The sequence below is a fragment of the Brevibacterium sp. HMSC24B04 genome (assembly GCF_001806835.1).
GTDB lineage: Bacteria > Actinomycetota > Actinomycetes > Actinomycetales > Brevibacteriaceae > Brevibacterium > Brevibacterium ravenspurgense.
Genome location: NZ_KV786068.1, coordinates 99,296 through 124,580, shown reverse-complemented (window position 1 = coordinate 124,580; position 25,285 = coordinate 99,296). Strand labels below are relative to the sequence as shown.

Below are 25,285 nucleotides of genomic sequence, written 5' to 3'. Positions count from 1 at the left end.
GGAAAATCCAGTGAGAATCTTCGCGTCGATTAACAGGAAGTGAATGCGTGAGCGCTCATCAGCAGCACCAAGCAGAACGTCCGCTGCAGCGTCTTCGGGATGAACAGCGACCGGCTGCTTCGGTTGAGAACCGCAGCCGCTTCATGGCCTTCGTCTCGCTCACCAAACCGCGCGTCATTGAGCTGCTGCTCGTTACGACGGCACCGGTGATGTTCCTTGCCGAACGCGGGCTGCCCAACCTGTGGCTCATTATCGCCACCCTGATCGGCGGTTCGGCGGCAGCCGCATCGGCGTCTGTTTTCAACTCGATTTTCGACCGCGATATCGATGCCCGCATGGCGCGCACCGAAACCCGTCCGCTCGTCACGGGTGAAATTTCGGTGAAGGAAGCGACGATCTTCGCCTTCACGCTGGCCATCGGCTCGATCCTGTGGATGGGCGGCTTCACCAACTGGGTTGCGGCCGGTCTGACCGCCGCCGCGATCCTCCTGTACGCCGTCTTCTACACCATGATCCTCAAGCGCCGCACCACCCAGAACATCGTCTGGGGAGGCGCCGCTGGCTGCATGCCGGTTTTCATCGGCTGGTCAGCTGTCACCGGTTCGCTCGACTGGGCTCCCGTTGCGCTGTTCCTGGTGGTGTTCTTCTGGACTCCGCCGCACTACTGGCCGCTGGCCATTAAGTACAAGGCGGATTACGAAGCTGCGGATGTTCCGATGCTTCCGAACAAGGTTCCGCCGAAGACCGTCGGCGTGCAGATGATCGGCTACACCGTGGCCATGATCGCAGCATCCCTGGCAGTTATCCCGCTGGCGCCCATGGGGCCACTCTACGCGGTTGTCGCCCTGGGCTCCGGTGCTTGGTTCCTGTGGGAGTGCATCACCTTCCTCAAGCGTGCCAAGAAGGGTCTGAGCGGAACCCAGTTGAAGGCGATGCGCGTGTTCCACGGATCCATCACCTACCTGTCGATCCTGTTCCTCGCAGTTGCCATCGACCCGTTCCTCAACCCGTTCATCGGCTGATCTTCTGAAGGCTGAAAGAGCGGGGCCGGTGAGAATCAGTTCTCACCGGCCCCGTTTTTTCAGTTCGGCGTGGGCAAGCCGCGCTGCTGAGTATTTGTTCAGGAGATTGAGGAGCCGCTGCAGACCCGCGAGGTGCTGTCGACGGATACCTGGCGCTACGGAGGTTCTGCTGAGACTCAGTCTTCCTCGAATCCTGCTGCGTGCAGTGATGCGTAGAGGCCGCCTGAGGCAATGAGGTCATCATGTGATCCCTGTTCGACAATCCGACCTTTGTTCATGACGACGATGACATCGGCATTGCGGATGGTCGACAGGCGGTGCGCGATGACAATGCTCGTCCGGCCGGCCCGCAGCCTGTTCATGGCTTCTTGGACGAGCACCTCTGTTCGCGTATCGACGTTCGAGGTGGCCTCATCAAGGATGAGGATCGTCGGCTGTGAGACAAAGGCACGCGCAATTGTGATGAGCTGGCGTTCGCCGGCTGAAATATTGTCCGCGGTTTCGGTGATCATGGAATCCAGGCCGTCGGGAAGGTGGCATGCAAAGCGGTCCACGTAGGCTGCCTTTGCGGCTGCCTCAATTGCGGCAGCGTCTGCACGGTCATTGCCGTAGGCGATGTTGTCGCGGATGGATCCTTCGAAAAGCCAGGTGTCCTGCAGGACCATGCCGATGGGGCGGCGCAGGTCAGCACGGCTCATATCGCGAATATCGCGGTCGTCAACCCGTATGCTGCCGGAATCCACGTCGTAGAACCGCATGAGCAGGTTGACGATCGTGGTCTTGCCAGCACCCGTGGGTCCTACAACGGCGATCGTCTGCCCGGGCTCGGCGGTAAGAGTCAGGTCAGTGATGAGTTCCTCATCGGGGCTGTAGGAGAAGTCGACGTCCTCAAACTTGATCTTTCCGTGCTGGGGTGCAAAGGGTGCCTCGCTGCTGTTCGAGACTTCCTCCGGTGCGTCGAGAAGTTCGTACACGCGTTCGGCGCTTGACGCGGCGGACTGCAGGCGCGATGCCATACCGCCCAGCTGACCGAAGGTCTGAGAGAATTGGCGTGAATACCACACGAAGGCCTGCACGATGCCCAGAGTGATCGCTCCGCCGGCCACAAGAGCGGCGCCGACAACGGCGATTGCAACGAATACCAGGTTCGACACGAACGTCATCGACGGCATCATCGAACCGGACAAGACCTGTGCGCGAAGACTTGCCCGATAAACATCGCGGTTGGACTCTTCGAACTCTTTACGTGCTGCCGTCAGTCCACCGTGCACGCGCAGCAGGGCCATACCAGCAATGGATTCTTCGACGTGCGCATTGAGTTCGCCTGTTGCGGCCCATTGTTTGCGAAACTGCCGCTGGCTGGGCGTGCCTACGAGAGCGAAGATCACGGCGGTGAGCGGAATTGAGGCGACCGCGATGAGGGCCAGCTGCCACGACAGGGTGAACATCACCGCGAGCACCCCGAGGAACGTGAGGATGCCGGTGATGATCTGCTGAAGGTTTTCGTTGGCGACCTGGGTGAGGTTGTCGAGGTCGTTGTTGAGCCTGGAGAGAACATCACCTTTGCGCTGTCTGTCTGAGTAGGACAGCGGAACACGGTGGAGTTTGTCTTCGACCCGGGTGCGCATATCGCTCATGACGATGTTGACGACGCGGATGCTGACCCATCCGCCGATGAAGGTGAACAACGACGACAGAAAGTACACTGCGACACCGGCTAGAACGAGCTTGCCGATGAGCCCGAAGTCCATGCCGGCACCCGGCACAATCTCCATTGAGTCGATGATCGGCCCAACTGTGGACTCCTGTCTTGGGTGTCCTGATGCGGTGCCGGCATGTTGGTCCGCTGCAGTTGTCTTGGACAGGTAGCCGGCAAAAACAGCGTCGGTAGCCAAGCCGAAAACATAGGGTGCAGCGATTGTGAGCACCGTTCCGATGAACAGGGTGAGCACAGTGAGCGCCATCGGTGTTCGATGCGGCTTGAATTCAGCGGAGAACCGTTTGATCGTGGCCCAGAAGTGAGCGGACTTTTCGTTCGGCGGGGCTTCTTCACTCATGAGCCGCTCCCGTCTGTGATTCGTAGATCTCCCGGTAGACGTCGGAAGATTCCAGAAGTTCAGAATGAGTGCCGACCGCAACGGCTCGGCCCTGATCGAGCACGACAATCTGATCGGCCTGAGCCGCGCTTGAGCAGCGCTGCGTCACCATGATCTGAGTCCGGGAACCCAACTCTGCAATACCTTCACGGGCCCGTGCTTCTGTCTGCGTGTCGAGAGCGGAGAATGAATCATCGAAGATCAGGATGGGGCTGGGGCGAACAAGAGCCATGGCTATTGCCAGCCGCTGCCGTTGACCGCCGGAGAGATTGGTGCCGTTCTGGTTGACCCTGTACTGGGTCTGCCCATCTAAGCCCTGGACGTACTCCCACGCCTGCGCTGCCTGCAGTGCGGCCAAAACATCGGCGTCGGTTGCGCGTGGATTGCCCTTGCGCAGGTTTCCCTCAATCGTGTCGCCGAACACCTGGGGTTTCTGCGGCACATAGCCGAACTGTTCGCTGCGAGACTCAGCGGTGAGTTCGCCAGCCGGCACGCCCCCGATGCGAACTGAGCCGCTTGTGGGGTCAAGCAGGCCGACGATGAGCTGCATGAGGATTGTCTTGCCTGAGCCCGTAGCTCCGATGACCGCAGTCGTGGTGCCCGGCTGGCAGGTGAAAGAAACAGAATTCAGCACCGGCGCCTCGGCACCGGGGAAGCGGAAGGTGACGTCCTGCAGCTCCAGCAGACCAGGGTCGGGAACAGACTCGACTGAACCTGAGCGCGTCTGCACCGGTTCGGTTTTCAGCACCTCCCAGATGCGCCCGGCGGCGACCTCTGCGCGAGGAATCATCATCGCCAGAAAAGAGGCCATGAGAACACCCATGAGGATGAGCATGAGGTACTGGGTGAAAGCCATAATCGTGCCGACATTCGCCGTCCCCGCATCGACACCGACCGCGCCGAACCACACGAGCGCCATCTGGCCGAGACCGACAACGAGCATGATCAATGGAAACAGCGTCACGAAGTACTTTCCGACGGTCATGTAGGCGTCCGTCATCTGCTCGTTGACGCGCTCATAGCGCTTTTTCTCAGCGTCTTCCTTCACAAAGGCGCGGATGACACGCAGACCTGAGAGCTGCTGCGACAGGACGGAGCCCATGGCATCAAGGCGCTCCTGCATGACGCGGAAGCTCGGCACCATTCCGCGGATGGCCCACACCATGATCCCCATCAGCAGAGCGACGGTCGCGACAATCGTCCACGAAAGAGTCAGATCCATGGCCAGCGCCATGATGAGGCCGCCGCCGGCCATGAACGGCGCCATGATGGCAATCGACATGGCCATCGTGAGGAACTGCTGCACCTGGCGGATGTCATTTGTCGAACGGGTGACCAGAGTGGATGTGCCGAACTGGGCGATTTCCTGAAAGCCGAATGATGAAACTTTGGCAAAGAACGCCGAGCGCATGTGCTCGGCCGCTTTCAGCGAGGCGTATGCCCCGCACGCGATCGCAAGAACGTTCGCCACCAGCTGTCCGAAGGTGAGCGCCAACATGATGCCGCCCAAACGCCACACTTCGGCAGTATTGCCCGTTGCGATGCCGTCGTCGATGACGAGTGCATTGAGCGTCGGAAGTGCCAGCGATCCGGCGATCTGCAGGGCCTCAAAGACGAGCAGTCCCAACAGCGCAGGCCAAAGGGGCAGGACGAACCTGCGGAAAAGACGCAGAAGCATGCGTCAAGCTCGGCTGTCTGCGGGTTCGAGAATGTCGTCGGCGGGGTGCGCTGGAGCGGCCTTCCACGAATAGTTGGACATGATGGCGAAGACCGCGGCCATAATGACCAGCGTCAGCCCGAACATGTGAACGAGCACAATGCCAATCGGCAGGCCGGTGAAGTACTGCACGTAGCCGATCAGGCCCTGAAGCACTGTGACGACCAGCAGGAAGTCGATGGCGCGAGCCTGGGGGACTGCTCCTTCTTTTGCCGCGATAACGCGAGTCCACACCGCGGTGATCACCATGAGCCACACCGGGAATGCGTGGAAGCGCGCCATCCATACGGTGGGCAGACCGTTGCGGGCGGATTCGCGGTCGCCCGCGTGCGGGCCGGCTCCGGTGGTGAGAACACCGAATACAAGGACAACGACGAGCAGAGCAGCAATAACCCACATGAGCTTGCGCAGCTTCTCCGGGCCAACGGGGCGACGCGGACCGGGTCCGGAATACACACGCACAATCAGGTACGCGGCGACCGCGACCGATGCGGCCGATGGAATGAAATGGCTGGCGACAACCCATGGATTGAGTTTGCTCAGCACTGACAGACCGCCGATGACAGCCTGGACCGGCACAACCATGAGGAGTGCAAATGTCGACCACGCAAGTTCGGGCCGTTCGCGCCGCCACGGCCAGACCACGATGAGCGCAGCCAGGCAGATGAGGCCCAGAACAACACCCAGGACGCGGTTGCCGAACTCAATGAAGCCGTGAATGCCCATCTCCGGGGTGTTGGTGAGCGATCCGGGTTCGCACATGGGCCAGTCGGAGCATCCCAAACCGGAGCCTGTCAGGCGCACAGCGGTCGAAGTGACGATGATACTCACTTGAGCGATGAGAACAACCCATGCAGCCACGCGAATGCGGCGAGGGAGAGTCGTGGTGTTGTGCGGCTGGGCCGCGGAAAGATCAGAGGCGGAGGTCGACATAGGGCCTATTCTCTCACCTGTCGTCGAAGGAGAACCAACGGCGAGCCGCTGCCGCTGCAATGACCGCCCAGACAGCGAGAACGAGCAGGCTCATCCAATCGAAGCGTCCGTCGATGATTGCGCTGCGCAGAGCAGAGCCCAACGCCCCAGACGGCAGGAAGCCGACGATTGCACCCCACGCGCCCCCGTGATCGATGAGCAGTCCGCCCCCGCCTGCCATGGCGGCCCACAAAAGGTTCGCAAAGGCGAGCACCGCCTCGGGCCTCATGGTGCCCGCCATGAGCAGACCCAAGCCGACGAAGGCCGCTGTTCCCACGACAGCGCTGATGACAACGGCTGCGATGTTGATGTTGGCGTCCAGGCCGAGAAATGCCGCGCAGGCGAAGGCGAGTGCGTACTGGACGACGGTCACGCCGAGTACTGCGATGATCTTGCCGGCCACGAGTCCACTTGCGCCCAGCGGGGTGGTGGCGGTGGGCGCAGAACCCCGTAGCGGCGCTCAAAAGCAGTTGCGATCGCCTGACCCGTGAAGGCGTTGGAGGCAATCGACACACCGAGCACGCCTGCCAGCGCGACAGCCGTGTGGTTGCTTCCGGTGTAGCCGAAGACTTCGAGTATGTCTGTCAGTGACAGGGTGAACAGGATGGCCAGAGGCAGCACGATCGACAGGATGAGCTGTTCGCCATTGCCTAGGATTGCCTTGGCTTCAAACACTGCCCGAGCTGCTATCCGGCGAAAAGCCGGTGCGGGCTGCTGCTGGAGCTCGTTGGACTGTGTACCGGGTGTGTGCGCGCTCACCGCAGGCTCCTTCCCGTCAGCTGGAGGAAGACATCCCCCAGGTCACCGGAGCTCATGGACAGGCCGGTCAGCTCTGCTCCGCTGGCTGCGATCTCCGCGGTGATCTGGCTGAGGTCGTCGGCGCTGAAGGTGCCGGCTGAGTTCATAGCCGTTGCCGAGGTGGGGCTCAAGCCCCAGCGGGACCGCAGCTTTTCGCTGAGCTTGCTTGGGGGAGCGTCCGCGAAGGTCAGGCGCAGGGCCGAAGCACGACCGGCAGTGAGTTCCGATGGTGTTCCCTCGGCGATGATTCGTCCGTGGTCGACGATGTGGACGTTGTCGGCGAGCTCTTGTGCGTCGGACATGTTGTGGGTGGTCAAAACGACAGCGGTTCCACTGTCGGCGAGGCTGCTGACGATTTCCTTGACTGCCAGGGATGCCTGCGGGTCGAGTCCCGCCGTCGGTTCGTCGAGGAACACCAGGCTGGGTTTGCCGATGAGTGCTGCAGCCAGGCCCACTCGCTGTTTCTGTCCGCCGGAGAGCCGACGGATGGACCTGTCGGCGAAAGAGCGGATTCCCAGCTGATCCATGAGCTCGTTCGGGTCAGCAGGATCCGCGTACATGTGAGCCAGGTGTTTGAGGATCGCCGGCGGCTTTGCGGCCATCGGCAGCCCACCATCCTGCAGCATGACGCCGATCATGGCTCTGGCCTGAGTTTCCAGAGGACTGAGGCCGAAGATCTCAACGGTTCCGGACTGCGGGCGAAGAAGGCCCGTGCACAATGAGATGAGCGTGGACTTGCCGGCCCCGTTTGGGCCCAGCACCGCGGTCGTCATACCCGGTTCAACAGAAAGCGAAATTCCGTCGACGGCATTGCTGCGACCGTAGGCAAACCGAACATCGCGGACTTGAAGAGCTGTCACAGGCGTCCACTGTAGCCGGCGCGCCGATCGAACCGGGAGGATGCCCTCGCCCAGCGGTTGTGGAACAATTTAGGGCACATTAACGTTATTGAATGGTGGAGAGGCGAAAAGCCTCGCAAATCAACACTACAAGGCAGGTTATGACTCAGCAGAGTTCGCAGGCTGTGCTGCGCACCCGGGCGCGGGTGCTGCAAGCGGTGTTGGACCACGGTCCGATCACCGCTGCCAGTATTGCCCGGCAGCTCGACCTGACCGCCGCTGCCATCAGGCGGCACCTCGACGCCCTGACAGACGAAGGGGCCATCGAAGTGCGCGATCTCGCCGGCGCGAAGACCGGTCGGGGGCGTCCGGCACGGCACTACGTGGTCTCGAGTGCGGGACACAGCAGGATCAGCGACTCCTATGACGAACTGACCGTAGAAGCACTCGAATTCCTCGAAGATAAGCTGGGCACGGAAGCGATCGATGAGTTCGCCAGGCAGCGAATCAGCGAACTCATGGAGCGTGTCGAAGCGCGCGTCGGCAAACGGTCGGCAACCGTGGCGGGACGCTCACGCGATCTCGCTGCAGCGCTGAACGACGAAGGCTATGCAGCATCGGCAATTCCGGTGGCGGTGGGAACACCGCTGGAGGCCATGCAGCTGTGCCAGGGGCACTGTCCCATTCACAAAGCTGCCGCAAGGTATCCGCAGTTCTGCGAGGCAGAGCTCGATGCCTTCTCTGAATTTCTGGGCGTGGACATCAGGCGCCTGTCGACGCTCGCGGCCGGAGGCCACTTGTGCAACACACACGTGCCGACCTCGGACGTCAACAGACCGCTGATCGATGCGCCGGATCAAAACCAAGGAGGAGCAAGGTGACTGACACCACTGAATCCAACTGGATTCTGGAAGCCAATCCCGAACTGAAGGACATCGGGAACGCCTACGAATACGGCTGGCGAGATTCTGATGAAGCAGGCGCCAATGCTCAGCGCGGGCTCAATGAGGATGTCGTCCGCAACATCTCGAAGCTGAAGGACGAGCCCGAATGGATGCTGCAGCGCCGCCTGCGCGCGCTTGAGCTCTTTGAGAAGAAGCCGCTGCCGCAGTGGGGCCCGGACCTGGGCGACATCGACTTCGACAACATCAAGTACTTTGTGCGCTCCACCGAGAAGCAGGCACAGACGTGGGATGACCTCCCGGAGGACATCAAGAACACCTACGACCGCCTGGGCATCCCGGAAGCCGAACAGCAGCGCCTGGTCGCAGGTGTCGCTGCCCAGTACGAATCCGAGGTCGTCTACCACAAGATCAACGAAGAACTTGAACGTCAGGGCGTCATCTTCGTTGACACCGACACCGGTCTGCGCGACTACCCGGAGATCTTCGAAGAGTACTTCGGCACCGTCATCCCCTCCGGCGACAACAAGTTCTCCGCGCTCAACACCGCGGTCTGGTCCGGCGGTTCGTTCGTCTACGTCCCCAAGGGCGTTCACGTCGAAATCCCGCTGCAGGCCTACTTCCGCATCAACACCGAGAACATGGGCCAGTTCGAGCGCACACTCATCATCGCCGACGAAGGTTCGTCGGTGCACTACGTAGAAGGCTGCACCGCTCCGATCTACAAGTCGGACTCGCTGCACTCGGCGGTCGTCGAAATCGTCGCCAAGAAGGGTGCAAAGGTTCGCTACACGACCGTCCAGAACTGGTCGAACAACGTGTACAACCTCGTGACCAAGCGCGCGATCGCCGAAGAGGGCGCCACCATGGAGTGGATCGACGGCAACATCGGTTCGAAGGTCACCATGAAGTACCCGGCCATCTGGCTGACCGGTGAGCACGCTCGCGGTGAAACCCTGTCGGTTGCCTTCGCCGGCACTGGTCAGGATCAGGACACCGGTTCGAAGATGGTGCACGCCGCTCCGAACACCTCGTCGAACATCGTTGCGAAGTCCGTTGCCCGCGGCGGCGGCCGTTCCGCCTACCGCGGACTCGTGCACGTCTACCCGAACGCGTCCGGTTCGGCCAACAACGTGCTGTGTGACGCCCTGCTGGTGGACAACCACTCGCGTTCGGACACGTACCCGTACATCGACATCCGCAACGACGATGTCACGCTGGGCCACGAGGCAACCGTGTCGAAGGTGTCGGCAGACCAGCTGTTCTACCTCATGAGCCGCGGCCTGGACGAAACCGAGGCCTACGCCATGATCGTCCGCGGCTTCGTCGAGCCCATTGCACGCGAACTGCCGATGGAATACGCACTCGAACTCAACCGCCTTATCGAACTTCAGATGGAAGGCGCGGTCGGCTGATCACCTCAGCGAAGACCATGCCGACTGTCAAAGGAGAGAAATGACCCAGACCTCGAGCAGCACCGCTCCCAAGCAGGTGCCTGCCACCACTCGTTCGCAGCGTACGCGCAGCTTCGACATTGCCGACTTCCCGGTGGTCACCGGCCGGGAAGAAGAATGGCGCTTCAGCCCGGTCAAGAAGCTTGACGCGCTTCTTCAGAATCAGTCCGGAACCGGTTCGCTGGGCCGCGAAGAAACGCTGCCCGAAGGCGTCACCGTTGAGAAGATCACGCTGGAGCGTGCGCGTGAACTCGGCGCCGTGGCACCGGAAGACCTCCCGGCTGTCGTTGCCGCAAACCAGGCGGCGGCCGTCACCCATTACTCGGTGGAAGCCGGTGCAGAAATCAGTGAACCCGTCCGCATCAACCTCACGGGTGAAGGCGGCCTCGTCCACGGCCACACCCTCGTGACCGTCGGCGACAACGCCCACGTCGACTTCATCGTCACCCACAGGGGTGCTGTCGACTACAGCGAACTCATCACGACCGTTGTGGGCGACGGGGCAAACGTCGACTTCATCGAACTGCAGCTGTGGGACGACACCGCCCTGCACGCCGCGCAGCACGATGCCGTCGTCGGCAAGGACGCGTACTTCAAGCACGTGCAGATCACGCTCGGCGGAAAGATCGTCCGCCTGAACACCAACGTCCGCTACTCCGCACCCGGCGGGGAAGCCGAAATGTACGGCCTGTACTTTGCCGATGCCGGACAGCACTTCGAACACCGCACCTACGTGGACCACAACACCCCGAAGGCCGTGTCGAACGTGCTCTACAAGGGAGCCCTCTACGGCAAGGACGCGCGCACCGTCTGGATTGGCGATGTGCTCATCCGCCCCGAGGCCCTTGGCATCGACACCTACGAAATGAACCGCAACCTGCTGCTCAGCAAGGGTGCACGCGCCGACTCGGTTCCGAACCTGGAAATCGAAACCGGCGAAATCGAAGGCGCCGGTCACGCATCGTCGACCGGACAGTTCGACGAAGAGCACCTGTTCTACCTCATGAGCCGCGGCATTCCCGAAGACGAAGCACGCCGCCTTGTGGTGCGCGGCTTCTTCAACGAAATCATCCAAAAGATCGAAAACGAGGAAGTCGAAGACGTCCTCAACCAGAAGATCGAAGAAGAGCTCGCCCGGAGCATGGCCGAATGAGCGGCAAGCCGGCACTGAAATCGGACGAGCTCGCAGTCGGCACCGCCGTCCGCGTGGTGATCGACGACGTCGAAGTGTGCATTGCGCGCACGGAAGACGGTGCGGTCCACGCCGTCAACGACGTCTGCACGCACGGCGAAGTATCGCTTGCCGAAGGCGAAGTCTCGGGCTGTTCGATCGAATGCTGGCTGCACGGCTCGGCCTTCGACCTCACAACGGGCGAGCCGCAGTCACCGCCGGCTTTTGAGCCAGTCGCCGTCTACGCCGCCGAAGAGCGCGACGGCACGATCTTCGTAGACATCAACTCGACGCACTGAAAGCAGGAAACATGTCCATTCTCTCTATCCGCGACCTCCACGTCAGCGTAGAAACCGACGAAGGCCCCAAGGAGATCCTCAAGGGCCTGTCTCTCGACATCAACTCGAAGAAGACCCACACCGTTATGGGCCCCAACGGCTCGGGTAAGTCGACCCTGGCCTACGCTCTGGCTGGCCACCCCGCCTACACCATCACCTCGGGCACGATTGAGCTCGACGGTGAAGACATCACCGAAATGGAAGCCGACGAACGCGCCAAGGCCGGCCTGTTCCTCGCAATGCAGTACCCCGTGGAAGTTCCCGGCGTGACCGTCACAAACTTCCTGCGCTCGGCCAAGACCGCCATCGACGGCGAAGCACCGAAGCTGCGCACCTGGTCGAAGGAACTGGGCGAAGCAATGGAGAAGCTGCGCGTTGACCCGGCGTTTGCCACCCGCAACGTCAACGAAGGATTCTCCGGCGGTGAAAAGAAGCGCCACGAGATCCTCCAGATGGAGCTGCTCAAGCCTCGCTTTGCCATCCTCGACGAAACCGACTCCGGTCTGGACGTCGACGCCCTGCGCATCGTGTCCGAAGGCGTTAACCGCGCCAAGGAGAACACGGACGTCGGCATCCTGCTCATCACCCACTACACGCGCATCCTGCAGTACATCAAGCCGGACTTCGTGCACGTGATCGTCGACGGCAAGATCGTCGAAGAGGGTGGCCCGGAACTGGCCGAGCGTCTGGAGAACGAAGGCTACGACCGCTTCTTCCAGAACGCCTGATCCAACAAGGAGGACAGTGTGACCGAAGTCATCGACTCGCCGAGCAATGCCTCGGCAGAAGAAGTCACAGAAGCGCTCCTTGACGTCGTCGACCCGGAACTCGGCGTCAACGTCGTCGACCTCGGGCTCGTCTACGGGGTTGTTGTCGAAGAAGACGGCACTGCTGTCATCGACATCACCCTGACCTCGGCGGCGTGCCCGCTGAGCGACGTCATCGAGGACCAGATTGCCCAGGCTCTCGACGGGATCGTCCCGGCATTCCGCCTCAACTGGATCTGGATGCCGCCGTGGGGTCCCGAAAAGATCACGGAAGACGGCCGCATGCAGATGCGCGCTTTGGGCTTCAACATCTGATCATCTGATGTTTTGGGGGCGGGTAGAATCTACCCGCCCCCACACTTATTTCTAGGAGTTCTGTGACGATCATCGCCGCCGTTGACGGTTCCGCTCTTGGCAATCCCGGCCCCGCCGGGTGGGCCTGGTACATCAGCGAGGACCAGTGGGCCTCGGGTGGGTGGCCCAAAGCGACGAACAACCGCGGAGAGCTGCAGGCTGTCATCGAACTGCTGCGGGCCGTTGAGGATTCCGGCTCGGATGTTCACGTTCTGTGCGATTCGCAGTACGCCATCAACTCCATCACCAAGTGGATGGCCGGGTGGAAGAAGCGCGGATGGAAAAAGGCCGACGGCAAGCCCGTGCTCAACGACGATCTGATGAAGCAGCTGGACGAACTCATGTCTGCCGCCAAGTCTGCGGGCCGTTCCATTACCTACGAATGGGTGAAGGGGCACGCCAATCATCGGATGAACGAACGGGCTGACGACCTCGCCCGCGCCGCTGCCGGCGCATATCAGAACGGCACGGAACCCGACATCGGCCCCGGTTACGCAGGCATTTCCGCAGACGCTCCCGAGCCCGCCGATACCCGGGCAGAAGAGAACTCCCCAGAAGGCACCTCGGCAGCAGGCGCCTCGGCAGCCGGCAGCGCGGCCTCGGAAGAATCAGCCGAAGAGACCGTGCGCATCTGGGCCGATGTTCCGCGGGACCTCGCCTCCGCAATTGCTGAACAGGCACGCAGCGAGGGCGTCCGCCCGCAGGACTACCTGGCGGGCCTCGTTGAGAAGGCGGTCCGTGGATGATCGCCGCTTCCGGTCTTGAAATCACCGTCGGAGCACGCGTGCTCATGTCCGATGTCACCTTCCGGGTGGAAAAGGGCGACCGGGTTGGCCTGGTCGGGCGCAATGGCGCGGGCAAGACAACCTTGACGAAAGTGCTCATGGACGAGGTGCCGCCGAGTGCCGGACAGGTGTTCCGGTCTGGTTCGGTCGGCTATCTGCCGCAGGACCCGAGGACCGGCAACCTCCGCATGACGGGCAAAGAGAGGATCCTGGCAGGACGTGAGCTCGATGTGCTCGCCAAACGTCTGCGCCGGACCGAAGAGCAGATGTCCTCGCCCGACCCGGACATTGCATCGAAGGCAATCGACAAGTACCCCCGGATTGAAGACGAGTTCATCGCGGCCGGAGGCTACGCGGCAGAGTCCGAAGCCCTTGCGATCGCAGCTAATCTGGGGCTGGACGCTGAGCTTTTGAAACAGGAGCTTGAGACTCTGTCCGGTGGTCAGCGGCGCAGAGTGGAGCTTGCCCGCATCCTGTTCGAAGCGCCGAAGACCATGATCTTGGACGAACCGACCAACCACCTGGATGCCGAAAGCGTTCTGTGGCTGCGCGACTACCTCGCCAAATATCCCGGCGGGCTCATCATCATTTCGCACGACCTCGATTTGATCGACGAGGTTGTCAACAAGGTGTTCTTCCTTGACGCCACGCGTCAGTGCATTGACATCTACTCGATGGGCTATCGCCAGTACCTCAAACAGCGCGAAGACGATGAGCGGCGCAGGAGGCGCGAACGCGCCAACGCTGAAAAGAAAGCGGCGGCCCTGCACGCCCAGGCCGACAAGATGCGCGCGAAAGCCACGAAGACCGTCGCCGCACAGAACATGGCCAAGCGCGCCGACCGCCTGCTGGCCGGCACACAGGGCGAGAGGCAGCGCGAAAAGGTCGCAGACCTCAGGTTCCCCGAACCGGCCAAGTGCGGCCGAGTTCCGCTAGAAGCCAAGGGCTTGTCCAAGGCCTACGGTTCAACAGAGGTGTTCACGGGTGTTGACCTCGCTGTTGACCGGGGGACGCGCGTGGTCATTCTCGGCTTCAACGGCGCCGGCAAGACAACCCTTCTGCGGCTTCTGGCTGGTGTCGAAGAGCCCGACAGCGGCGAAGTCGTGGCCGGGCACGGTCTTAAGCTCGGCTATTTTGCGCAGGAACACGACACTCTGGACCTCGACCGGACGGTTCTGGAGAACATGCAGTCAGCCGCACCAGACTCGTTTGACGACACGAAGGTGCGCACCCTGCTCGGTTCGTTCCTGTTCTCCGGCGACGATGTCGATAAACCGGCTGGAGTCCTGTCCGGTGGTGAGAAGACCCGCCTGGCCCTGGCGTGCCTCGTGGTGTCCTCAGCAAACGTGCTTCTTCTTGACGAACCGACAAACAACCTCGACCCCCAGTCGAGGGTTGAGATCCTCTCAGCCATTGAGCGCTACGAGGGTGCGATTCTGCTGGTGACACACGATGCGGGCGCAGTTGAGGCTCTTAACCCCGACAGGGTGCTGCTTCTGCCGGACGCAGACGAAGACCTGTGGAGCGATGACTACCTGGAGCTTGTCGAGCTGGCCTGAGTCGCCCTTGCGCGGCTGGGTGTGTTTGGGCCTGTGTTCGGCCGAGCAGCTTGCTTCAGCCCCAGCCCTGAGAATCCAATGCGGCGTCCTCGGCGTCTTCTGCCGAACGGTCGCGGCGGCCCGATTTCACACGGCGTCCTGTGTCGCCGTAGCGGCTTCCTGAGGCCCGCACTCCGTGGGCGATGGCTGCCTTTTCCAGGACAACGTAGTCGGTGTTCTCTTCGCTCTTGCGCTCGGCAATCGCTTTGCGCTCCCGCACAATCGCCACGATGAGAGCGCCGAGGGCCATGAGTCCGAACAGAATCCACTGCATTGTGTATGAGAGGTGGGAGCCAGGGTCGACAGACGGCTTCGGCAACGTTGGCAGAGGCTGCTGCGCCTGTGGGTCTTCGGAGCCCACCTGGAGGTACAGGCCCGTGTAGCCGCCCTCGTAACCGTTCATGACCTTCGGATCGAGCTGTTTTACGGTGCCGGGGGTGTTGTCGTCAGCTTTGCCCTCTTCTGCGGGGCGGATCCAGCCGTCAACCGTGACGGTGCCAGAAGGGGGAGTGGGAACGGTGCTCGGATCTGGGTCGCTGGAGCTCGGAGCCCAGCCGCGCACGACTGCAACGGGACCGGCTTCGGTATTCAGGGGTGTCACGACGAAATAGCCGGGTTGGCCGCTTAAGGGCCTGTTGCGCGCCAGTACCGTGCGCTCAGCGTCGTAGGTTCCGGTGACGGTCACGTGTTTCCAGTCGTCGTCATCCGGCAGCTGATCCGATGCCGATGGCACCGAGGCGTCCAGCTGCTGTGGTTGGGCACTGTAGTTGGCTTCGATGCGCTGGATTTCAGCGTTTCGGGCTTCCCGGCGGCTGTTCTGCCAGTTGGCCAAAAGCGCACAGGCAATGGCGAAGATGATCGCAATGGCGATGTAGCGAAGCCATTTTGCGGAGAAGATGAATCCGTAGCGCACTTATCCAGCTCCTGGGGGGATACGATCTGCGGGCACAGTTTCACGCAGAAATGATCGAAGTGTGAGGAATTCTTCGAGGGTTTCTCGATGCAGACTGCAGGCCAGCCACACTTTGCGGCGTTCGCCCGAGTGCAGTTTCGGGTTGTTCCACAAAAGCGCCCACGACGCCAATGCTGGGCAGCCTTTGGCTGAGCACTGCAGGTCAGTCATCGTCGCCCTCCACGATTTCGCCGTCGATGATGATCGGATCGTCGACATCAGAGTGGTCCGGTTGGCTTCGTTCGCTCGGTGAGCCGAGCGAGGCAGCCGTCGGCACGGACGGCTCGGCGTCGGTTTGCTGGTAGCGGCGCTTGACCGCGTTGGCTATGAGAACTGCGATCCAGGGCAGAACAACGGCGCCGGCGACGAGCGTCCAGCGAAACCAGCCGTGTGCAAAGACCGCACCGACAAAGCAGACCATGCGAATGGCCATGAGAATCAGGTATTTGCGGGTGCGGGCGTTGAGATCAGCTTCGTGAGATTCGCTGGCCGAGGTGATGCTGACCGCGGGCCTGCTCTTCACGTTTCCCCACCTTTCAAACGGACTACAAAAGCATATCGCTCCTTTGTTGTGCAGCCACGCCCCACTGGGCTTTAGGCTAGGTTGGGAGAGATTGACTTCAGACTGAAAGGATCAGCGTGGCTGAACCCCGTGTTGTTCTTGTAACCGGCGGAAACCGCGGCATCGGTCGCACGATCGCCGAACGTTTCCTCGCCCAGGGCGACAAGGTCGCCGTCACCTCGCGCAACGGCGATGCTCCCGAAGGAGCTTTCGCAGTCGCCGCAGACGTCACGGACCTCGCGTCGCTCGAAGCGGCCTACGAGGCCATTGAAAAGGAACTGGGCACGGTTGACGTCGTTGTGGCCAATGCCGGCATCACGCGCGACAACCTGCTGATGCGCATGTCGGAAGAGGACTTCGAGCAGGTCATCGACACCAACCTCACCGGCGTGTACCGCACCGTCAAGCCGGGCATCACCAACATGATCCGCTCGCGGTTCGGCCGCATCATCTTCATCTCCTCCGTTTCCGGTCTTTACGGCGTGCCCGGCCAGTTCAACTATTCGGCGGCTAAGGCCGGACTCGTGGGCATGGCACGTTCACTCACCCGCGAACTCGGTGCGCGCGGCATCACTGCAAACGTCGTAGCTCCCGGCTTCATCAAGACGGACATGACGGACGAACTGCCCGAGAAGCAGCAGAAGGAATACCTCGACACCATCCCGGCTAAGCGCTTCGCCCTTCCCGAAGAGGTCGCGGGCGTCGTCGCCTGGCTCGCATCGGACGATGCCGCCTATATCTCCGGCGCCGTCATTCCGGTCGACGGCGGCCTGGGCATGGGCCACTGACAGCAGAATCCTAAGAAAGGAACACCATGGGAATTCTTGAAGGCAAGCGCATCCTCGTCACGGGTGTGCTCACCGAATCGTCTATCGCCTTTTCGGCGGCCCGCCTGGCCCAGGAACAGGGTGCCGAAGTCATCCTGTCCTCCTTCGGCCGCCAGATGAAGATCACCTCGATCATCGCTGAACGTCTGCCGAAGCCCGCCGAAGTCATCGAACTCGACGCAACCAACGAAGACGACCTCGCGGCGCTGCCCGAACGTCTGGGCGGAAACATCGACGGCATTGTCCACGCAATCGCATTCGCCCCGAAGGACGCACTCGGCGGTGTTTTCCTCGACACCCCGTGGGAGTCGGTGTCAAACGCGCTCCACGTGTCGGCGTACTCGCTCAAGGCTATTGCCGTGGCAGCTCAGCCGGTGCTCAACAAGGGAGCATCGATTGTCGGTCTGACGTTCGATGCAACTGTCGCCTGGCCTGCATACGACTGGATGGGTGTGTCCAAGGCTGCCCTTGAATCCACCAGCCGCTACCTGGCCCGCTACCTGGGTGAGCATGACATCCGCGTCAACCTCATTTCGGCAGGCCCGCTCAAGACGACCGCAGCGAAATCCATCCCCGGCTTCGAGGCTTTCGAAGACGTGTGGGGCGACCGCGCACCACTCGGCTGGGATCAGAGCGACACGGAACCGGCCGGCCGCGGCATCGTCGCCCTGCTGTCCGACTGGTTCCCCAAGACCACCGGTTCGATGATTCACGTCGACGGCGGCCTGCACTCGACCGGATCCTGAGGCTGGGGCCATGCCGATTCTGATCTTCGCCCGCCACGCGCACGCTTCGCACGAACCCGGTCCGGACTACGACCGTCCGCTGACTGGGGAGGGGCGCGACGAAGCCCGCAGGGCTGGTGAATTTCTTGCGGATCTGCCGATCGACAGTGCCATCGCTTCGAGCGCGCGGCGCACAGCGGAAACCGCGCAGCTCATCATCGAACAGCTGAACGCTCAGCCTGAGCTCCGCCTGGATGACGCTCTGTACCAGGCGCAGGTGCTGGACTGGCGGGAAGCTGTAGCGACGATTCCGGCGGAGTCACAGGCTGCGATCATCGTGGGCCACAACCCCACGGTCGCCGATGCTGTGGCCGAGTTCTCCGGCCGTCCGGTTGAGAAGTTCCGCCCCAGCTCTATCGCAGTATTCGAGTTCGACAGCTGGGATGATGCGGCAGGAATCCTCCCTCAACCGCAGATCCGCGATTTCGTCCAAAGGGCGTGAATCAGCAGGCATGACAGCGGTTTGAGATCGACTGCGTATAGACAGACGAGGCGGTGAGCACTCCAAGCTAGGTGCTCACCGCCTCATCTGTGTTGGCCTCTGCTCAGCGGTACGAAGGTCGAATCGGTTAGATGCTCATGCCCGTAAGCCCGGGGTAGACCGCGTCAAGGCGTCGGGTACGCAGCTGGGCATCCGCGTGCTCCACGAGTGCCGGCTTGGCACAGAAGGCGATTCCGAAGCCGGCGGTTTCAATCATGTCAATGTCGTTTGCGCCATCGCCGATCGCCACGGTGCGGGCAATGTCGAGCCCTTCGTCTTCAACGATTTCCAGAAGTCGGCGGGCTTTCGTCTGCCTGTCGACAATCGGCCCGCTGACCCTGCCAGTGAGAACACCGTCGACGATCTCCAGGCCGTTGGCGGTGACATCGTCAATGCCGAGGGGACCGGCGATCTGCTCGACGATCGCGGTGAAGCCACCAGAGACCAGCGCGATGTGGCATTCGGCATTGTGCAGGTTCGCAACGAGCTTTTCTACACCCGGGGTCAGGGTGACAGACGCGGCGACTTCGTCAAGGGCTGAGGCCGGCACGCCTTTCAGCTGTTCGACGCGGTGAATGAGAGATTCGGCGAAGTCGAGCTCACCGGCCATCGCGCGCTCCGTCACGGCTCGCACTTCGGCTTCGCGGCCGGCGTGGGCTGCGAGCTTTTCAATGACCTCTTCGTTGATGAAGGTCGAATCGACGTCCATCACGACAAGCTCCGGGCCCAGCAGGCCCAATGGCAGCGGGACGGTCCACAGATCGCCGCCGGGGTACTGCTCCAGCAGTTCGCGGGCAACGATAGCGCGTTCGTCTTCGTCAAATAGATCCGAGTGTACGAAGAGACCGCCGTCGTCGGTGATGATGCTCAGTCGATCCATGCCGCGATTCTATGTGAGTGCATCCGGTCTACTGAGCTCGGGTAACAGACCACACGACGGCCGCTGCCGCAGCGTGCAGGCGGGCCAGCAGCGCTCCGAATTCCGGCGGCTGCATGGTGTGGGGAGCCAAAACCGGTGACAGCAGTGAATGGATTTCGCAGGCTGTGACGAGACTTGCCGCCCACCTGGGCTCCGGCAGAAGGTCCCCGATGTTGTCTGCCAGGCGGCCCAGCGCCATGTCCGCCTGCCAGTCGCGCCACGGCGCCTGCCGCAGGTTCTCCGGCAGTTCGTCTCCCAGCCGTTCAACAAGAGCAAGCCCCTCCATCGTGCATTCGCGCAGCTCACGCACCGCCTCGGCAGCCGAAACAGTGCCCAGAGGAGCAGAAGACACGGCAGCAGTGGGAATCACCTGGGCAGCTCCGTCGGCATTGAGCACGACGATGGCGCGCGAAACACCAGCCTGTTCAAGGACTGTGACGCTTGAGACCCGAGCCAACAGACGCCGGTGCTCCCGATCGGTCCGCGGCACCCGGTGGGGAAGCGTGGGGTGGATGAAAACGGTGTGTGCCGAGTCGATGCCCTCCCGTCGCAGCTGTGCGGCCCACAGAAGAAGCCCCTGAGGCGTGTCAGAGCCGAACACCGGGTCGTCGACGATGAGGGGAACCGGGGTGCTGGCCGAGGCGTAGGCATCGACAATCGTGTCCGGTGAACGGCGCTGGGAAAGCAGGTTCTGCAGCGCCGCGGCGAAGAACGCAGCCGAAGCATCGGGAGAAAGGGGATTCATCCGCCCGAGTATAGGTGCCAGTGCGTTAGAGTCTGATACATGAGCACTGTCCTGCAGCTAGACAACGTCGGTGTCCGCCGAGGAGCCAACCACCTCCTCTCTGATTTCTCCCTCACGGTTGAAGAAGGTCAGCACTGGGCTGTTCTCGGCCCCAACGGCGCCGGAAAGACAACCCTTTTGGAGCTTGCGGCCGGACGCATGCATCCCACGGAAGGCACCGTCGACATCCTCGAAGAGCGCCTTGGACGCGTTGACGTCTTCGAGCTGCGCCCACGGATCGGCTACACGTCATCGCAGCTGGCAAAGCGGATTCCCGGCAGCGAAAAAGTCCACGATGTCGTGCTCACCGCCGCCTACGGCGTGCTGGGCCGCTGGGTCGAAGAGTACGACGAGATCGACCTCGACCGTGCTGATGACCTCCTGTCAGCCTTCGGCATTGCCGGCTTCGGCACCCGCCGCTTCGGCACACTGTCAGACGGCGAAAAGAAGCGCGTGCAGATTGCCCGTTCGCTCATGACCGACCCCGAACTCCTGCTGCTGGACGAACCGGCAACCGGTCTTGACCTGGGTGGACGCGAAGAGCTCCTGCAGGCACTGACTGAGATCATCGGCTCGAAGTACGCGCCGACCACCGTCATGGTGACCCACCACGTTGAAGAGATCCCGCAGTCGATGACGCACGCTCTGCTCATCCGCGAAGGCGGTGTGGTTGCAGCCGGCGACATCAAGGACACCATCACAGAAGCCAACCTGTCGGAGACATTCGGCCTGCCCATCCAGCTCACCGTCACCGAAGGGCGCTTCCACGCGCAGGCACGCCTGAGCTGATGGGTTCATTCACCCTCGTCGAGGCCCTGCTCATCTTCGCGGCGGGCCTCGGCGCCGGAGCAATCAACGCTGCTGTCGGCTCCGGCACGCTCATCACATTCCCGGCTCTCGTCGCCTTCGGCGTTCCACCGCAGACAGCGACTATGAGCAACGCACTGGGTCTTATCCCCGGCAATGTGGCCAGCTCCTTCGGCTACCGCAAGCAGATGGCCGGCTACGGCAAACAGGTGGCCGCTTGGCTGCCCGCGTCGATCCTCGGTTCAATCGTCGGCGCGCTGTTGCTGGTGGTTCTGCCGTCAACGACCTTTGAAGCTGTCGTTCCCGTGCTCATCGTGCTTGCGGTCATCATGGTGATCGGCCAGCCCTTCCTCAAGAGGGCGCTTGCCAAACGTGCCGCAAAAGCCGGCCGCACAGCTCCGGCCAAGCCGGAAGACGCCTCGAGCGCTATGAAGGCGGCAGTCCTTGCCGCGATCTTCTTCACTGCGATCTACGGCGGCTACTTCGCTGCCGCGCAGGGTGTTCTGCTCGTCGGTCTCCTGGGTGTGCTTACGGCGTACTCGCTGCAGCAGATCAACGGTTTCAAAAACGTTTTGGTGCTCGGCGTCAACACGGTTGCGGCGATCATCTACATGATCGCCGGGTTTGACAAGATCAACTGGACGGCCGTGCTCCTGGTGGCAGTCGGTTCGCTCATCGGCGGATACGCGGGAGCGAAGTTCGCACAGAAACTGCCCGACCCGCTGCTGCGCGGCATCATCGTCATTCTCAGCATCATTGCCTTCTTCCGCATCATCCAACTGTGAACACGCCGGCCAAGCGCGATATCGACGACGCGCAGATTCAGCAGATCCTTCGTGCCCACGGGATCGACGAATCTCGCGTTGTTCGCTCCTTCCGCGCGCCCGAATCGCTGCTTGCGGACTACACGGACCTGACGGACGTTCAGCTGCGCAGCAAGCGAGAACCCGCCGAGGGCCTGTTCATTGCAGAGTCCTCCAAAATCGTCACGCGGGCTCTCGCGGCCGGCTATAGGGCGCGTTCGTTTCTTCTGCGACCCAACTGGCTGGAGGACCTGGCACCTCAGCTGGCTGGATCAGACGCTCCGATCATCCTGGGGACACCCGCGGAACTCGAGAAAATCGTCGGCTTCCACCTGCACAGGGGCGCCCTGGCCGCCATGGAGCGCAAACCCCAGCCGGAGCTGGGGGAGATCCTGGGCCGGGCGAACCGGATTGTGGTGCTGGAGGACATCGTCGACCACACCAACGTCGGTGCGATCTTTCGTTCCGCGGCGGCCCTGGGCGCCGATGCGGTTCTCATCAGCCCACGATGCGCCGACCCCCTGTACCGTCGGTCGATCCGGGTATCTATGGGCACAGTGTTCTCGGTGCCGTGGGCGCGGATCGACCCCTGGCCGGCAGGCATCGACCTGCTGCGCGAACACGGCTTCACGACCGCGGCTCTCGCTCTGCGCGACGGAGCGATCAGCGTTCGCGAGTTCGCCCGCGCCGGGCACCAGAAGACGGCGCTGATCATGGGTACGGAAGGGGCTGGGCTCAGTCGCCGAACGATCGAAGCCGCCGATGCCTGCGTCATCATTCCCATGTCTCACGGAATCGATTCGCTCAATGTCGCCGCGGCAGCCGCCGTGGCAGTCTTTGCACTCCAGGAGGATGCCGATGGCTGAAATCACGCGCGCTGCCGCTGCCGAGTCGCTGATTGAAGGCGGGGTGACGGGAGAAGTCGCCACTCCGCGAGAGAACAACCTGTCGCACATCCACAGGTTCTTGGCCCAGGAGCGCAACTTCGACTTCGGTGTGCCGCTCACCCAGGACTGGGATTACGACTCCGTGTTCGACGTCATGGTCGCCCGCTGCGGAATCCGCCCGGAACGCGATTACACGGAGGGCGTTGACACGATCTCCACTGAACTGTGCCTTGACGGGCTGGATCGTCTGCGCGCTGCTGTATCCGATGTTGCCGGACGCGGCGGGCAAATCCTGTTCGCCACGGGCCACCCTTCTGGTCTGCTGCCGGTTCACGAAGCCACGGCCGCCTGGGCTGGGCGGTTGGGTGCTGACATTGTGCGCCTGAACCAGTTCATTCCGCTGCAGTCTGAAGGCGGTGACGTCCGCCAGATCGGCAGTGTGTGGCACTGGCACATTCACGGCGGTCTGCCGCACACCCACCTGGCAGAGCCCATGCACGCTCTGCTTGACGCACTGGAAGAAGCCGGCCAGCCCATGCCCGACCTCGTGGTTGCCGATCACGGCTGGGCGGGAGCGGCGGCCAGCAGGGGACTGCGCACCGTGGGCTACGCCGACTGCAACGACCCGGCGCTCTTCGTCGCCGAAGCTCAGGGACAGGTGGAAGTCTGTGTGCCGCTGGATGACAACATTCCGCCGTACAACTACGCAGGACTCATTCGCTGGCTGACTCGGTGAGGCAATCCTGAAACACCTCGGGCCGCTGACACACCCGCCGCTTCGGTTCGCTTTGCGGGGGATGAGCCGGTATAGTTTCATAGGTTGACGCCTCAGCGTCGATCAATCCGAATTTGAGCAGCTGGCAGGCGACTCGGTCGCACCAGGGGCTCTGGCGAATTCAAAGGAAAGACTTATGCAGAAGGACATTCACCCCGAATACCAGGCGGTTGTCTTCAACGACCTCGCTTCGGGCAAGAAGCTCCTGACCCGTTCGACGGTCAAGAGCGACAAGACCATCGAGTGGGAAGACGGCAACACCTACCCGCTCGTCGACGTTGAAATCTCGTCGGAATCGCACCCGTTCTACACCGGCAAGCAGCGCATCCTCGACTCCGCTGGCCGTGTCGAAAAGTTCAAGGACCGCTACAAGTCCTTCGGCAAGCGCAAGTAAGCAGCGCCGAAAAAGCCGCCGGATCCCTGCGTGGGACCGGCGGCTTTCTGCTTTCCGGACGCGAGCCCTGGAATGCGCGCCTGCCAAGCACCGCCTGCGAGGCGGATCTCGCCTGACGGGCGGGACTGCTTCAGCTGACGGTGACGGCGACGTCGGGGTGTGGCCAGACGCGGGCTGCCGGATGGAACATCGAGTTGACGCCCATGGCGTTGGGCATGGAGCGGGCAATCCCGTGGGCGACCTTCACCTTGGCGCTGACGACCGCGTCGAGCGTTCTGTGTCCCAGTGCGAGGCCCGCGGCAATTGAGGATGCGAAGGAGCATCCGGCGCCGTTGACGAGTTCGTCATTGACCTTCCGCGAGCGCAGCACGTGGACTTCCGAACCGTCGTAGAAGACATCGACGGCGTCGGGTCCGGGGAAGCGGGCACCGCCCTTGACGACGACGCTTGCAGCGCCGAGTGCGTGCAGCTGTTTGGCGGCGGCGGTCATGTCCTCCACGGAGTCAAGGGAGTCGGCCCCAACCAGCTTTGCCGCTTCGTCCAGATTGGGCGTCATGACCGAGGCGGCGGGCACGTAGGTCTCCAACATCATCTGGGACAAATCGATCACACCCTTGCCGGTGCCCTTGTAGGTCAGCACGGGATCGAAGACGTACGGGGCGTCGATGTCGCGCAGGCGCTCGGCGAGCATGGGCGCTGTGTCAACACTTCCGAGCATGCCTGATTTGACGGCGTGGAAACGGTGGATGCCGAGCGTGGAATCGAACTGTCGGATCACGCTTTCGGGCGAGGTGAAGTCAATAGTGTGATCAAAGCCCTCCGCTGGATCGAAGGTGACGATGCAGGTGAGGACAGATGCGCCGAAGACCCCGTATTCGTTGAACATCTTGAGGTCCGCGGCAATGCCGGCACCACCGGAAACATCGGATCCGGCAACTGTCAGCGCGCGTCGATGCGTCATAGTCTGTCTCCTTCTGACGTTCAGCTGCCGCCGGGGTAGCCCAGCTGGCGCCAGGCTTCGTAGGCGGCGATGGATGCGGAGTTGGCGAGGTTGAGGGAGCGGCGACTGGGCAGCATAGGGATGCGCACGCGCTCGTCAATCCGCGGGTCGTCGGCAACGTTCTGCGGCAGGCCCGTGGATTCGCGGCCGAAGAGCAGCACATCGTCTTCGCGGTACTCAAGGCTGCCGAAGTGCTTGTCGGTGTGGGTTGTGAACGCAATGATGCGCCGGCCGGCCAGTTGTTCGAAGGCGTCGTCGATATTCGGGTGAACCGTAACGTGCGCGAGGTCGTGATAGTCCAGTCCCGCGCGGCGCAGCTTTGCGTCAGACAAATCGAAGCCCAGCGGTTCCACCAGGTGAAGATGAGCTCCCGTCACAGCGGCCAGGCGGATGGCGTTGCCCGTATTGCCGGGGATTTCGGGAGTGTGGAAGACGATGCTGAGCTTCATAGGGCCACCAGTCTATTCGAAAATCCATTTGCACTATTAGAACACGC

General features: G+C 62.1%; 29 protein-coding genes. 17 read left to right on the top strand and 12 right to left on the bottom strand.

Going from position 1 to position 25,285, the window contains the following annotated elements; all coding sequences use genetic code 11:
- Positions 1 to 47: 47 nt before the first annotated feature.
- Positions 48 to 1,022: a heme o synthase gene (locus HMPREF3092_RS00600; RefSeq protein ID WP_019175062.1), complete on the top strand. Its 975-nt coding sequence runs from the start codon at positions 48 to 50 to the stop codon at positions 1,020 to 1,022.
- Positions 1,023 to 1,198: 176 nt separating this feature from the next.
- On the opposite strand, the gene HMPREF3092_RS00595 is transcribed toward HMPREF3092_RS00600, so the two are convergent.
- The 6 genes from HMPREF3092_RS00595 to HMPREF3092_RS00575 are packed head-to-tail and all read right to left on the bottom strand — an operon-like array spanning position 1,199 to position 7,465.
- Positions 1,199 to 3,079 (bottom strand): ABC transporter ATP-binding protein, encoded by a 1,881-nt coding sequence (locus HMPREF3092_RS00595; protein WP_070423479.1) that lies wholly within the window; start codon positions 3,077 to 3,079, stop codon positions 1,199 to 1,201.
- Positions 3,072 to 4,796, bottom strand: coding sequence for an ABC transporter ATP-binding protein (locus HMPREF3092_RS00590; protein ID WP_070423478.1), 1,725 nt, complete (start codon positions 4,794 to 4,796; stop codon positions 3,072 to 3,074). Before HMPREF3092_RS00590 ends, HMPREF3092_RS00595 begins: the two co-directional genes overlap by 8 nt.
- Before the next feature lie 3 nt (positions 4,797 to 4,799).
- The gene (locus HMPREF3092_RS00585) at positions 4,800 to 5,768 is read right to left on the bottom strand and encodes a COX15/CtaA family protein (protein WP_061942920.1); all 969 of its coding nucleotides are present in this window, start codon (positions 5,766 to 5,768) and stop codon (positions 4,800 to 4,802) included.
- Positions 5,769 to 5,781: 13 nt separating this feature from the next.
- Positions 5,782 to 6,210, bottom strand: coding sequence for a hypothetical protein (locus tag HMPREF3092_RS11455; protein ID WP_256174345.1), 429 nt, complete (start codon positions 6,208 to 6,210; stop codon positions 5,782 to 5,784).
- Complete coding sequence (locus HMPREF3092_RS11450; protein WP_256174344.1) at positions 6,177 to 6,566, bottom strand: ABC-2 transporter permease; 390 nt, start codon at positions 6,564 to 6,566, stop codon at positions 6,177 to 6,179. Before HMPREF3092_RS11450 ends, HMPREF3092_RS11455 begins: the two co-directional genes overlap by 34 nt.
- A complete protein-coding gene (locus HMPREF3092_RS00575) occupies positions 6,563 to 7,465 on the bottom strand; it encodes an ABC transporter ATP-binding protein (RefSeq protein WP_070423477.1) in 903 nt (300 codons plus the stop codon). The genes HMPREF3092_RS11450 and HMPREF3092_RS00575 overlap by 4 nt, the downstream gene beginning before the upstream one ends.
- Before the next feature lie 140 nt (positions 7,466 to 7,605).
- Here HMPREF3092_RS00575 and HMPREF3092_RS00570 point away from each other — a divergent pair, with 140 nt between their 5' ends.
- The 8 genes from HMPREF3092_RS00570 to HMPREF3092_RS00535 all read left to right on the top strand — a co-directional run bounded on the left by HMPREF3092_RS00570 (position 7,606) and on the right by HMPREF3092_RS00535 (position 14,774).
- Positions 7,606 to 8,325: a helix-turn-helix transcriptional regulator gene (locus HMPREF3092_RS00570; protein WP_070423476.1), complete on the top strand. Its 720-nt coding sequence runs from the start codon at positions 7,606 to 7,608 to the stop codon at positions 8,323 to 8,325.
- A complete protein-coding gene (sufB, locus tag HMPREF3092_RS00565; protein WP_305366915.1) occupies positions 8,322 to 9,761 on the top strand; it encodes a Fe-S cluster assembly protein SufB in 1,440 nt (479 codons plus the stop codon). Before HMPREF3092_RS00570 ends, sufB begins: the two co-directional genes overlap by 4 nt.
- 40 nt (positions 9,762 to 9,801) lie before the next feature.
- Entirely contained in the window at positions 9,802 to 10,953 is a 1,152-nt protein-coding gene (gene sufD / locus HMPREF3092_RS00560) for a Fe-S cluster assembly protein SufD (protein WP_070423475.1), read from the top strand.
- Entirely contained in the window at positions 10,950 to 11,270 is a 321-nt protein-coding gene (locus HMPREF3092_RS00555) for a Rieske (2Fe-2S) protein (RefSeq protein ID WP_019175053.1), read from the top strand. The genes sufD and HMPREF3092_RS00555 overlap by 4 nt, the downstream gene beginning before the upstream one ends.
- Before the next feature lie 11 nt (positions 11,271 to 11,281).
- Entirely contained in the window at positions 11,282 to 12,037 is a 756-nt protein-coding gene (gene sufC, locus HMPREF3092_RS00550) for a Fe-S cluster assembly ATPase SufC (RefSeq protein WP_061942908.1), read from the top strand.
- 18 nt (positions 12,038 to 12,055) lie between these two features.
- Positions 12,056 to 12,391, top strand: coding sequence for a metal-sulfur cluster assembly factor (locus tag HMPREF3092_RS00545; protein WP_019175051.1), 336 nt, complete (start codon positions 12,056 to 12,058; stop codon positions 12,389 to 12,391).
- Positions 12,392 to 12,453: 62 nt separating this feature from the next.
- Positions 12,454 to 13,176 carry a ribonuclease H family protein gene (locus tag HMPREF3092_RS00540; RefSeq protein ID WP_070423474.1) on the top strand — a complete coding sequence of 241 codons (723 nt, stop codon included), beginning with the start codon at positions 12,454 to 12,456 and terminating at the stop codon, positions 13,174 to 13,176.
- Positions 13,173 to 14,774 carry an ABC-F family ATP-binding cassette domain-containing protein gene (locus tag HMPREF3092_RS00535; RefSeq protein ID WP_070423473.1) on the top strand — a complete coding sequence of 534 codons (1,602 nt, stop codon included), beginning with the start codon at positions 13,173 to 13,175 and terminating at the stop codon, positions 14,772 to 14,774. The genes HMPREF3092_RS00540 and HMPREF3092_RS00535 overlap by 4 nt, the downstream gene beginning before the upstream one ends.
- A 55-nt stretch (positions 14,775 to 14,829) precedes the next feature.
- Here the strand turns inward: HMPREF3092_RS00535 and HMPREF3092_RS00530 are convergent, their stop codons facing one another.
- Both HMPREF3092_RS00530 and HMPREF3092_RS00525 read right to left on the bottom strand, forming a co-directional pair.
- Complete coding sequence (locus HMPREF3092_RS00530) at positions 14,830 to 15,726, bottom strand: SURF1 family cytochrome oxidase biogenesis protein (RefSeq protein ID WP_070423472.1); 897 nt, start codon at positions 15,724 to 15,726, stop codon at positions 14,830 to 14,832.
- Between the two features lie 202 nt (positions 15,727 to 15,928).
- Positions 15,929 to 16,288 (bottom strand): DUF3099 domain-containing protein, encoded by a 360-nt coding sequence (locus HMPREF3092_RS00525; RefSeq protein WP_070423471.1) that lies wholly within the window; start codon positions 16,286 to 16,288, stop codon positions 15,929 to 15,931.
- 116 nt (positions 16,289 to 16,404) lie between these two features.
- Between HMPREF3092_RS00525 and HMPREF3092_RS00520 the strand changes: the two genes are divergently transcribed.
- From HMPREF3092_RS00520 to HMPREF3092_RS00510, 3 genes are read left to right on the top strand one after another with little or no spacing between them, the layout of a single operon-like run.
- Complete coding sequence (locus HMPREF3092_RS00520; protein WP_070423470.1) at positions 16,405 to 17,115, top strand: beta-ketoacyl-ACP reductase; 711 nt, start codon at positions 16,405 to 16,407, stop codon at positions 17,113 to 17,115.
- Positions 17,116 to 17,141: 26 nt separating this feature from the next.
- Positions 17,142 to 17,900, top strand: coding sequence for an enoyl-ACP reductase FabI (gene fabI, locus HMPREF3092_RS00515; RefSeq protein ID WP_061942899.1), 759 nt, complete (start codon positions 17,142 to 17,144; stop codon positions 17,898 to 17,900).
- 10 nt (positions 17,901 to 17,910) lie between these two features.
- Positions 17,911 to 18,381, top strand: a complete 471-nt coding sequence (locus tag HMPREF3092_RS00510; RefSeq protein WP_019175043.1) for a SixA phosphatase family protein — start codon at positions 17,911 to 17,913, stop codon at positions 18,379 to 18,381.
- A gap of 127 nt (positions 18,382 to 18,508) precedes the next feature.
- Here the strand turns inward: HMPREF3092_RS00510 and serB are convergent, their stop codons facing one another.
- Complete coding sequence (gene serB, locus HMPREF3092_RS00505; RefSeq protein WP_070423469.1) at positions 18,509 to 19,300, bottom strand: phosphoserine phosphatase SerB; 792 nt, start codon at positions 19,298 to 19,300, stop codon at positions 18,509 to 18,511.
- Positions 19,301 to 19,328: 28 nt separating this feature from the next.
- Positions 19,329 to 20,084: a hypothetical protein gene (locus HMPREF3092_RS00500; RefSeq protein ID WP_070423468.1), complete on the bottom strand. Its 756-nt coding sequence runs from the start codon at positions 20,082 to 20,084 to the stop codon at positions 19,329 to 19,331.
- A 39-nt stretch (positions 20,085 to 20,123) separates the two neighbouring features.
- On the opposite strand from HMPREF3092_RS00500, the gene HMPREF3092_RS00495 reads away from it, so the two are divergent.
- The 5 genes from HMPREF3092_RS00495 (at position 20,124) to HMPREF3092_RS00475 (ending at position 23,789) form a co-directional block, all read left to right on the top strand.
- A complete protein-coding gene (locus HMPREF3092_RS00495) occupies positions 20,124 to 20,912 on the top strand; it encodes an ABC transporter ATP-binding protein (RefSeq protein ID WP_019175040.1) in 789 nt (262 codons plus the stop codon).
- Positions 20,912 to 21,715, top strand: a complete 804-nt coding sequence (locus tag HMPREF3092_RS00490; RefSeq protein ID WP_070423467.1) for a sulfite exporter TauE/SafE family protein — start codon at positions 20,912 to 20,914, stop codon at positions 21,713 to 21,715. Before HMPREF3092_RS00495 ends, HMPREF3092_RS00490 begins: the two co-directional genes overlap by 1 nt.
- Positions 21,712 to 22,599, top strand: coding sequence for a TrmH family RNA methyltransferase (locus HMPREF3092_RS00485; protein WP_070423466.1), 888 nt, complete (start codon positions 21,712 to 21,714; stop codon positions 22,597 to 22,599). The genes HMPREF3092_RS00490 and HMPREF3092_RS00485 overlap by 4 nt, the downstream gene beginning before the upstream one ends.
- On the top strand, positions 22,592 to 23,356 hold the full coding sequence (locus tag HMPREF3092_RS00480) for a phosphatase (protein WP_083274174.1): 765 nt from the start codon (positions 22,592 to 22,594) through the stop codon (positions 23,354 to 23,356). Before HMPREF3092_RS00485 ends, HMPREF3092_RS00480 begins: the two co-directional genes overlap by 8 nt.
- 175 nt (positions 23,357 to 23,531) lie before the next feature.
- Positions 23,532 to 23,789 carry a type B 50S ribosomal protein L31 gene (locus HMPREF3092_RS00475; RefSeq protein ID WP_019175036.1) on the top strand — a complete coding sequence of 86 codons (258 nt, stop codon included), beginning with the start codon at positions 23,532 to 23,534 and terminating at the stop codon, positions 23,787 to 23,789.
- A 130-nt stretch (positions 23,790 to 23,919) separates the two neighbouring features.
- On the opposite strand, the gene HMPREF3092_RS00470 is transcribed toward HMPREF3092_RS00475, so the two are convergent.
- The gene (locus tag HMPREF3092_RS00470; RefSeq protein ID WP_019175035.1) at positions 23,920 to 24,750 is read right to left on the bottom strand and encodes a bifunctional hydroxymethylpyrimidine kinase/phosphomethylpyrimidine kinase; all 831 of its coding nucleotides are present in this window, start codon (positions 24,748 to 24,750) and stop codon (positions 23,920 to 23,922) included.
- A gap of 20 nt (positions 24,751 to 24,770) precedes the next feature.
- Positions 24,771 to 25,238: a tRNA (cytidine(34)-2'-O)-methyltransferase gene (locus HMPREF3092_RS00465; RefSeq protein ID WP_019175034.1), complete on the bottom strand. Its 468-nt coding sequence runs from the start codon at positions 25,236 to 25,238 to the stop codon at positions 24,771 to 24,773.
- Positions 25,239 to 25,285: the final 47 nt, after the last annotated feature.